A 9,404-nucleotide genomic window follows, 5' to 3' on the forward strand; every position below is an offset into this window, starting at 1 on the left:
CGCGGCCCTGACGGCCCCTGGCGGCGTTGCGCCTCCTCGCCGTAGTCCCCGCTACGCCTCGTCGGCGCGCCTTGCCAGGAACCGTCAGGATCCACGCCAATTTTCGCAACGTATTTACGGGTCAGGACACTAGCGCGCCTTGTCGGGAGTATATAGAACGCACGCTCGGCCTTCTGTGACCCATGTCGTTCAATGGCACTCCCGGGCGCCGTCCCTTGTTATGATCGTGGCAACTCCGCCGCGTCGCACCGCCGGCGGCATGCAACCGGTTCGGAATCCCGGGCTCACACAGGAGACCAGTCATGAGCGCTGACCAGGCCCATGAGCGCTGGCAGTTCTGGGTCGACCGCGGCGGCACGTTCACCGATGTGATCGCCTACAAACCCGATGGCAGCATGGTCACCCACAAGCTGCTCTCAGAGCATCCGGAGCGCTACAAGGATGCGGCGCTGCAGGGCATCCGGGATCTGCTTGGCCTGCGCAGCCATGACCCCATCCCGGCCGAGCGGCTCGAGGCCGTGAAGATGGGCACCACCGTGGCCACCAATGCGCTGCTGGAGCGCAAGGGCGAGGACACCGTGCTCGTGATCACCAAGGGCTTCGCCGATGCCCTGCGTATCGGTTACCAGACCCGCCCCGACATCCTGGCCTTGCACATCCATCTGCCGGAACAGCTCTATCGCCGCGTGGTGGAGGTCGATGAACGGGTGGCGGCCGATGGCACCGTGCTGCAGCCTCCGGATGACGCCGAGGTGCGCTCCGGACTGCAGCGGGCGCTCGACGATGGCTGCCGTGCCTGCGCCGTCGTCTTGATGCACGGCTACCGCGCCAGCGGGCATGAGCAGCGGGTGGCGGCGCTGGCCCGCGAGGTCGGGTTTACCCAGGTCAGCGTCTCCCATCAGGTCAGTCCGCTGATGAAGCTCGTGGGCCGCGGCGACACCACCGTGGTGGACGCCTATCTCTCGCCCATCCTGCGCCGCTATGCCGAGCGGGTTGCCGCCGAACTTGGCGACACCCGGTTGCTGTTCATGAAGAGCGACGGCGGCCTCACCGATGCGCGCTGGTTCGAGGGCAAGGACGCCATTCTCTCCGGCCCCGCCGGCGGCATTGTCGGCTGTGTGCGCACGGCCCGCATGGCGGGCTTCGAGCAGGTGATCGGTTTCGACATGGGGGGCACCTCCACGGATGTGGCCCATTACAACGGCGAGTTCGAACGCAGCTTCGAGACGGTCATCGGTGGGGTGCGCATGCGCGTGCCCATGATGCGCATTCACACCGTGGCCGCCGGCGGCGGCTCCCGGCTCGGATTCGACGGCAGCCGCTTCCGGGTGGGCCCCGAGTCCGCCGGCGCCGACCCCGGCCCGACGTGCTATCGCCGCGGCGGGCCGCTGACGGTGACGGACTGCAACGTCATGCTCGGCCGACTGCAAGCGGCGTTTTTCCCGCGCGTGTTCGGGCCCAACGGCGACGAGCCCCTGGATGCCGAGGCCGTTCGGGAGGCGTTCCATGCCCTCGCCGCGCGCATCCAGCGCGACACCGGCGATGACCGCAGCGCCGAGGACGTGGCCGAGGGCTATCTGCGCATCGCCGTGGAGAACATGGCCAACGCCATCAAGCATATCTCGGTGCAGCGCGGGCATGATGTCACCGGCTATACGCTCAACTGCTTCGGCGGCGCCGGCGGCCAGCACGCCTGCCGCGTGGCCGAAGCCCTGGGCATGTCGCGGGTGCTGATCCACCCTTTCGCCGGTGTGCTCTCGGCCTACGGCATGGGCCTGGCCGACCTCACCACCATGCGCGAGCTCTCCGTGGATGCCCCGCTGCACGCGCAGACCCTCGCCACGCTGGCGCCGCGCCTGGAGGCAGCCGAGGCTGCCGGGCGCGACGAACTGCTGGCCCAGGGCGCCCCCGCCGATGCCATTCACGCGGTGCACAAGCTCCAGCTCCGCTATGTGGGCACGGACACCGCGCTGTTGGTGGACCACGGCGATGCGGAGACCGCCCGTGCCGCCTTTGAGGACGCGCACCAGGGCCAGTTCGGCTTTACCATGCCCGAGAAGGAGGTGATGGTGGCCGCCGCGGTGGTGGAGGTCATTGGCGCCAGCGGCGCCCTGAGCGACGAGCCGGAGTTGCCCCGGCGAGCCCAGGGCGAGAGGCCTGAGCCCCTGGACCGGGTGGCGGTCTGGATGGACGGCGGCGAACAGACCGCGCCCGTGTTCGACCGCGAGGCCCTGGCGCCGGGGGATGAAATCCCCGGGCCGGCCATTATCCGTGATCCGGTGTCCACCATCGTCGTGGAGCCGCGCTGGACCCTGGGCGTTAACCCCCGCGGCCACCTGCTGCTGGAGCGCACCCGCGCGGCCGGTGGCCAGGCGGTGGGCACCGAGGTTGATCCCGTCATGCTAGAGGTGTTCAACAATCTGTTCATGAACGTCGCCGAACAAATGGGGGTGACCCTGGAGAACACCGCGCAGTCGGCGAACATCAAGGAACGTCTGGATTTCTCCTGCGCCGTATTCGACGCCGAGGGCGGCCTGGTCGCCAACGCCCCGCACGTCCCCGTGCACCTGGGCTCCATGGGCGAGAGCGTGCGCGCCATTATCAGCGCCCGTGCCGGCACCATGCAGCCGGGCGACGTGTTCATGCTGAACGACCCCTATCAAGGCGGCACTCACCTGCCGGACATCACCGTGATTACGCCGGTGTTCGGCGAGGACGACACCCGTATCATCTTCTACGTCGCCAGCCGCGCCCACCACGCCGATGTGGGCGGGCTGACGCCCGGTTCCATGCCACCACAGAGTCAGCACATCGATGAAGAGGGCGTGCTCATCAGCAACGTGCAGATGGTCGCCGGTGGCACATTCCGGGAGGAGGCACTGCGGGAGCTCTTCTCCACCGGCGCCTGGCCGTCGCGCAACGTGGATCAGAACCTCAGTGACCTGCGCGCCCAGATCGCCGCCAATAACCGCGGCGTGGGCGAGTTACGGCGCATGGTGGGGCAGTATGGGCTGGAGGTCGTGCACGCGTACATGGGCCACGTCCAGGCCAATGCCGCCGAGCAGGTGCGCCGGGTGCTCGATGTGCTTGCCGACGGCGAATGGGAAAAGCCCATGGACAACGGCGCCCGGGTGCGCGTTGCCATCCGCGTGGATCGCGCCGCGCGGCGGGCCGTGGTGGATTTCACCGGCTCCAGCCCGCAGCAGGCGAGCAACTTCAACGCCCCGCGAGCGGTCACAAGGGCGGCGGTGCTCTACGTGCTGCGCACGCTGGTGCAGGACGCCATCCCCCTGAACGACGGCTGCCTGGAGCCCATCGAGCTGATCATCCCCCCGGCGTCCATGCTCAACCCGCAGCACCCGGCGGCGGTGGTGGCGGGCAACGTGGAGGTCAGCCAGGTGGTCACGGACGCCCTCTACGCCGCGCTCGGCGTGCTCGCCAACAGCCAGGGCACCATGAACAACGTCACCTTTGGCAATGCCACCTATCAGCACTACGAGACGCTGTGCGGCGGTGCCGGGGCCGGCGAGGGCTACCACGGCGCCAGCGCCGTGCACGTGCACATGACCAACAGCCGTCTCACGGATCCGGAGATCCTGGAGGCCCGTTTTCCGGTCCGCCTGGACGGCTTTTCCGTGCGCGCGGGCTCCGGCGGCGCCGGTCAATGGCGCGGCGGTGAGGGCGTGGAACGCCGCCTGCGCTTCCTGGAGCCCATGACCCTGGCGGTGCTGGCCAACAGCCGCCGCGTGGCGCCGGCAGGGATCCGCGGCGGTGGTGACGCCAGTGTGGGCGAGCAATTCATCGAGCGCACCAGCGGCAAACGTGACACCCTCACCGGCACCGATCGCGCGGACATGGAGGCGGGCGATGTCTTCGTTATCCGCACCCCTGGCGGGGGCGGCTACGGTGCGCCGGAGTGATGCCGCGAGTTGCCCCGTTGCCCCCGTGTCGGTACCATTTGCTGTATAGCTTATGTATAAATTCTCTGATGGCGTCCCGGTTGATGGTAGGCCGAGGAGGCGGGCATTCATCAGGCTCCCCGGAGTTCGACGAGATGGTCGCGGAAGCATGCGCCCGGAGCAGCGAGACAATGCTGGAAGGGGCTCATCAGCGCAAGTGGAAAGAGACCCTGGGCCGGTATGCAACCGGCGTGACCGTCGTGGCCGCGCGCCGGGGTGATCCGCTGGTGTTCCTTGGCGGCGCCTGCCATGTCGCCCGATCTCCGGAGGGGTACCAGCGTTGAGCATCGTCATCATCGGCACCGGCCTGGCTGGCTACAATACCGCCCGGGAGCTGCGCAAGCACGACACGCAAACGCGCTTGATCCTGGTCTCCGCGGATTCCGGGCGCTCGTATTCCAAGCCCATGCTCTCCACCGGCTACCGCAAGCAGCAAACACCCGGGGATTTGGTGCAGGGCACGCCCGAGGCGATGGCCGAGCAGCTCGATGCCCGCATCATCACCGGCACGCCTGTCGAGGCCATTACACCGCACGCGGCGACCGTCACCCTCGCCGGCGGCGAAGTGCTCGCCTATGACTCACTCGTGCTGGCCGCTGGCGCCGATCCCATAGCGCCCCGGCTGGACGGGGATGCGGCCGATGCCGTGTTCCAGGTGAACGATCTCGACCAGTACGAGCGCTTCCGCGCGGCCGCCGACGACGCCCACCGCGTGCTCATCATGGGCGGAGGGCTTGTCGGCTGCGAATTCGCCAACGACCTGCGCGAGGCGGGTTGTGAGGTGGACCTGGTATTCCCGGAATCCGCGCCACTGCCGCGGCTGATACCGCAGCGGCCGGCCGAGGCACTGCACGCCGCCCTGGAGAACCTGGGCGTCCGCGTCCATACCGGCGTGACGCTGGAGGCTGTTGACGCCGGCCAGGGTGGCTTGGTCGGGCGGCTCTCCGATGGCCGCGAACTCGCCGCGGACGCCATCCTCGCCGCCATCGGCCTGCAGCCGCGCACCGGCCTCGCCCGGGCGGCCGGCCTGGCCGTGCATCACGGCATTCGGGTTGACCCCTGGCTCACCACCTCCGACCCGGCGATTTTCGCCCTGGGCGATTGTGCCGAGGTGTCCGGCTATGTCCTGCCCTACGTATTGCCGCTCACCAACGCCGCCCGCGCTTTGGGCCCCACCCTTGCCGGCCAGCGCACGGCGGTGAAATACCCCGTCATGCCGGTGACGGTAAAAACCAGTTGCTGCCAAGTCGTGGCCTGGCCACCGGAAGAGGGCACCCCCGGCGAATGGCACTTCGACGGCGACGGGCAGGACCTCCGCGGTGAGTTCCGCGATGCCGAGGGCACACTGCACGGCTTCGCGCTGACCGGCAAACGCATCAGAGAGCGCCTGGAGCTAACCCGAGAAATGCCACCGCTATTAGGAGATTAGCGCCGACGCTGGATGTAGGATGTAGGGTGGATAAGCGAAGCGCATCCACCACAAAGCGCACCCACCGTAAAGCCGGCGGAGCACCCCCGGCGCGCTTCGTTCAACGGTGCATTACGCCTACGGCTCATGCACCCTACGCCGTTCCCCCACCCCCGCGACCAACCGAAGGACGTAGGGTGGATTAGCGAAGCGTAATCCACCGTCGATAACATAGCGCCGCAGGCGCACAACCCGGACGGTGCCTTCGGCGGTTGGCATAACGGCGGATTACGCCTACGGCTAATTCCGCCCTACGCCGTTCCCCCACCCCCGCGACCAACCGAAGGACGTAGGCTGTAGGGTGGATAAGCGAAGCGCATCCACCATAAAACGCATCCACCAAAAAAAACGCCTACCCAAGATTCCGAATCGTATCCTGGCGCAACTGCTCCAGGGCATCACTGAAGCGCACCGGATACGGCGTCTCCAATTGCTCCAACTCGCGCATGCGCTCCGGGAACCGCGCGATCGCGGCCCACGCCCGGTCCTTGGCCTCGCCGGTATCCGGTTCACCGCGCACCGGCGCGCCTTCGCGGATGACCGGCTCCAACAACGGTTCGCCGTCGCGCGTCTCCGCGCGGCCGGTGATCTCGTCATGGCTGTACCGCCCGTTGATATCCGTGAATCGCCATACCTGCTTGGGTCCCGGGTGCAATTGCTTGCCCGGGGCGTTTTTCAGGCGCGGCTTGCCATCGTACTCGGTGAGCTTGTAGGCGAGATCAAGCGAGGGCGAATCCACGGAGGCGCCCATCTCCGTGCCCACACCAAAGCTGTCGATGGGCGCATCGCCGTCGAGCAGCTCCTGGATGATCCATTCATCCAAGCCGCCGCTGACGACGATCTTGATGTCGCGCAGCCCCGCCGCGTCCAGTCGTTCCCGGGCCGTGAGGGAGAATTCCCGCAAATCCCCGGAATCGAGCCGGATGGCGCCGATTTCCAGGCCCTCGTCACGGACCAGGGCGATGACCTTATCCACGGCCGCCAGCGTGTCATAGGTGTCCACCAGCAGCGTGGTGCCTGGATACAGCTGGCCATAGGTCCGGAACGCGTCCGTCTCGTCCGGGTGGGCCTGGATAAACGAATGGGCCATGGTGCCGCTGGCCGGCAGGCCGTGACGCAGGCTGCCTAGCACGTTGCTCGTGGCGCCGATGCCGCCGACCCGGTAGGCGCGCACACCCCGCAGGGCGGCGTCGGCACCGTGCATGCGCCGCATGCCGAAATCCATCACGGGTCGTTCGTCGGCGGCGAGGGCGACGCGCGCCGCCTTGGAGGCGAGCACCGTCTCCGTGGTGACGTGGTTCATGATCAGGGTTTCCAGCAGCTGGGCCTCGGCCACCGGGGCGCGAACTTCCAGCAGGGGCTCATGGGGAAATACCGGCGTGCCCTCGGGCATGGCCAGAATCTCGCCGGTAAAGCGGAAGCCCTCGAGCCATCGCAAGAACTCATCCTGGAACATGCCTACCGTAGCCAGGCGATCAAGCTGCTGTCTTGGGAACCGCACCTGCAGTACCAGATGGGCCACATGCTCCTGGCCACAGGCGAGCATGAAGTTCCGGTTGGTGGGTGGCTTGCGGAAGAACAGGCTGAACACCGCCGAGGCGTGCATCGACTCGGCCCAGTAGGCCTGGAGCATGGTCAGCTCGTAGAGGTCCGTGAACAGTCCGAGTTCGTCGTCGCTCAAGATTAGCTCAGTCACCAGCTGCCCCCAGGAATCAGCACGCATGCATGGTATTTTGCTAGAAATGCCCGGATATGGCGACAGCGCCGAAATCCTGGGTGCCTTCCTGGCCTCGGAACTCCCGCGTTGGGAAAACGTGGGTGTAGGCCAGGCGCCAGCGGCGGGTAATGTTCACGGCGCCGCCGACTTGCACCTCGCCGACGAACAGGCGTTTATCCGCGCTGCGGGAATCCTGGAAGGTGTTACCGTCCAGGAAGATGTCCCGGACCACGGCGCGACCGTCCAGGCCGGCGAAGAGGTACCAGCCGAATGCCGCCCGCGAGCGGAAGAGGCCGGATCCCGGCAGTGCCGGCTGGATTCGCGGCGGGCCCCAGTCCAGCGGCAGATGGCGGCCGAGGCGGAATGTGAACCCGGTGTTCACCTTGGTGAACACATTCCCCACGGCACCGCCCACATGGGGGGTTAAATCCCAGCCCCAGCCGTCATCGCCGAAGCCGAGCCACGAGCGCCACTGGCGCTCAAAGCTTAGCATCAGCGTGGGCTCATTGCTCAGCTGGGTGTCCCAGGCCGCGGGCTGGGGTGAGCCGGTAAAGCGGTGGATCTCCCGCTGGGTTTTGTCGGCGAGCGATGCCGGCCCCACGATGCCGATGCTTAGCTGCAAGCGGTCGACGCGACGCGGGGTCTCGCTGCCGATGCCCACGGTGAAATACAGCCAGCCGGCGTAGGGGCGATCGCCCGGCGGCGGGTCCTCCCGCTCGATATCCTCGGGGGTGTACATGTTCTGGCCCAGGGAATAGCTCAGCTTGAGCTCGCCGCGCTTCGAGAAGAATGGCGCCAGTTCCGCCCCCGAGCGAACCCAGCGGGGAATCCGGTCGTCGGGCGAGAGCCAGCTCCCGCGGACCCCGCTGGTGTAATAGCGGTCCTCCCCGGCGAAGAGATCGTTCTCGTATTCCAACGTAAGCGTGCCCCACTCCGGGTCGTAGCCTGAGGCCGCAGTCGTCCAGGCAAGCAAGCCGATGAGTGCCGCGCAGCACCCGGGCCTCATACCCCTGACTCATCCCGTTCGGGCGGCAGCCGCCGCTCGCGGCGGGTCGAGGTCATCAATACCCGGTCCATCGCCCGGCTGGAGAGTCCGCGGCGCAGAAAGCCAAATAGGTACGTCGGCACTGTGACGTAGTAGCGCGGCTTGGGGCGGCGGCTGTTAAGGGCGCGCTGCACCTTGCGCACAACGGCATCGGCATGCAGGGTGAAGCCGCCGACGCGCTCCGGTGCGCTCAGACGACGCTCCATGGCGCGGTAGGCGCGGGCGTGGGGGCTGGTTTCGGCATCGATATTGGCCTTGAATCGCCTGTACGCATTGGCGCGGAAACGGGTGGCGATGGGCCCGGGTTCCACCAGGGAGACGTGGATCCCGCTGTCGTGCAGCTCCATGCGCAGGGTATCCACCAGACCTTCCATGGCAAACTTGGACGCCACGTAGGCGCCGCGATAGGGCAGGGCGGCAAAGCCGAGCACTGAGCTATTGTAGATAATGCGTCCATGCCCCTGTCGCCGCATGGTGGGGATCACCTGATTGGTCAGCTCCTGCGCGCCGAACAGGTTGGTTTCGAACTGTGCCCGCAGTGCGTCCCGGGAGAGATCCTCCACCGCCCCGGGCTGGCCGAAGCCGGCATTGTTGAACAGCGCGTCCAGGCGCCCATCGGTGCTGGCCAGCACCGTGTTCACCGCCGCCGCGATGCTGGCCGATTCGTCCAGATCCAGCTGCACCGCCTCCAGTCCCTGATCCCACAGCATGCGCAGATCCTCATCCGCGCGCGCGCCGGCAAAGACCCGCCAGCCGTGCTGGCGCAGCGCCACGGCGCATGCGTATCCGATGCCGGACGAGCAGCCTGAAATAAGCACCGGGCGTGCTGGTTTCATGAACGTATTCCTTACAACCGGGCGAGGCAACCAGGCGAAATCGACGGACCGAATACACTACCGCATTCCGCGGCCAGTGACAGGGTGCGCCGGAACATTCGGGTTCAAGCGAGCAACACGGCGACGATGCCGGTGATGAAAACGCCATCGAATGTGCCCGCCCCGCCAATAGAGGCCACGGGCACGCCCAGTTCGCGTATGTCGTTCACGCGCATGAGGTCCGCGCCGATCAACACCCCGAGCGTGCCCGCGATGTACGCCAGCGGCGCGGACTGCTCACCGCCGAGCGTCACCGCCAGCACCGCCGCGGTGATTGGCGCCACCAGCACGGGCATGGCGATACCCAGGCCAGGCACCGGTCGGCTGAATACGTAACACA

Annotated in this window: 7 protein-coding genes; 3 read left to right on the plus strand and 4 right to left on the minus strand. The window is 67.2% G+C overall.

Going from position 1 to position 9,404, the window contains the following annotated elements; translation table 11 throughout:
• The first annotated feature begins 302 nt into the window (after nucleotides 1-302).
• The 3 genes from QZT63_RS02050 (at nucleotide 303) to QZT63_RS02060 (ending at nucleotide 5,388) form a co-directional block, all read left to right on the plus strand.
• A complete protein-coding gene (locus QZT63_RS02050) occupies nucleotides 303-3,920 on the plus strand; it encodes a hydantoinase B/oxoprolinase family protein (RefSeq protein ID WP_290648146.1) in 3,618 nt (1,205 codons plus the stop codon).
• A 134-nt stretch (nucleotides 3,921-4,054) separates the two neighbouring features.
• Nucleotides 4,055-4,243: a hypothetical protein gene (locus QZT63_RS02055; RefSeq protein WP_290648148.1), complete on the plus strand. Its 189-nt coding sequence runs from the start codon at nucleotides 4,055-4,057 to the stop codon at nucleotides 4,241-4,243.
• Nucleotides 4,240-5,388, plus strand: a complete 1,149-nt coding sequence (locus QZT63_RS02060; RefSeq protein ID WP_290648150.1) for an FAD-dependent oxidoreductase — start codon at nucleotides 4,240-4,242, stop codon at nucleotides 5,386-5,388. Before QZT63_RS02055 ends, QZT63_RS02060 begins: the two co-directional genes overlap by 4 nt.
• Nucleotides 5,389-5,779: 391 nt before the next feature.
• Here QZT63_RS02060 and QZT63_RS02065 read toward each other — a convergent pair whose 3' ends face one another.
• The 4 genes from QZT63_RS02065 to QZT63_RS02080 all read right to left on the minus strand — a co-directional run.
• The gene (locus QZT63_RS02065) at nucleotides 5,780-7,123 is read right to left on the minus strand and encodes a nicotinate phosphoribosyltransferase (RefSeq protein WP_290648152.1); all 1,344 of its coding nucleotides are present in this window, start codon (nucleotides 7,121-7,123) and stop codon (nucleotides 5,780-5,782) included.
• Between the two features lie 40 nt (nucleotides 7,124-7,163).
• Entirely contained in the window at nucleotides 7,164-8,150 is a 987-nt protein-coding gene (locus QZT63_RS02070) for a lipid A deacylase LpxR family protein (protein ID WP_290648154.1), read from the minus strand.
• Nucleotides 8,147-9,025 carry an SDR family NAD(P)-dependent oxidoreductase gene (locus QZT63_RS02075; protein WP_290648156.1) on the minus strand — a complete coding sequence of 293 codons (879 nt, stop codon included), beginning with the start codon at nucleotides 9,023-9,025 and terminating at the stop codon, nucleotides 8,147-8,149. Before QZT63_RS02075 ends, QZT63_RS02070 begins: the two co-directional genes overlap by 4 nt.
• A 104-nt stretch (nucleotides 9,026-9,129) precedes the next feature.
• Nucleotides 9,130-9,404 (minus strand): DUF1614 domain-containing protein (locus QZT63_RS02080; RefSeq protein WP_290648157.1); only part of this gene is annotated, 275 nt, incomplete at its 5' end.

The sequence above is a fragment of the Aquisalimonas sp. genome (assembly GCF_007120195.1).
Lineage (GTDB): Bacteria > Pseudomonadota > Gammaproteobacteria > Nitrococcales > Aquisalimonadaceae > Aquisalimonas.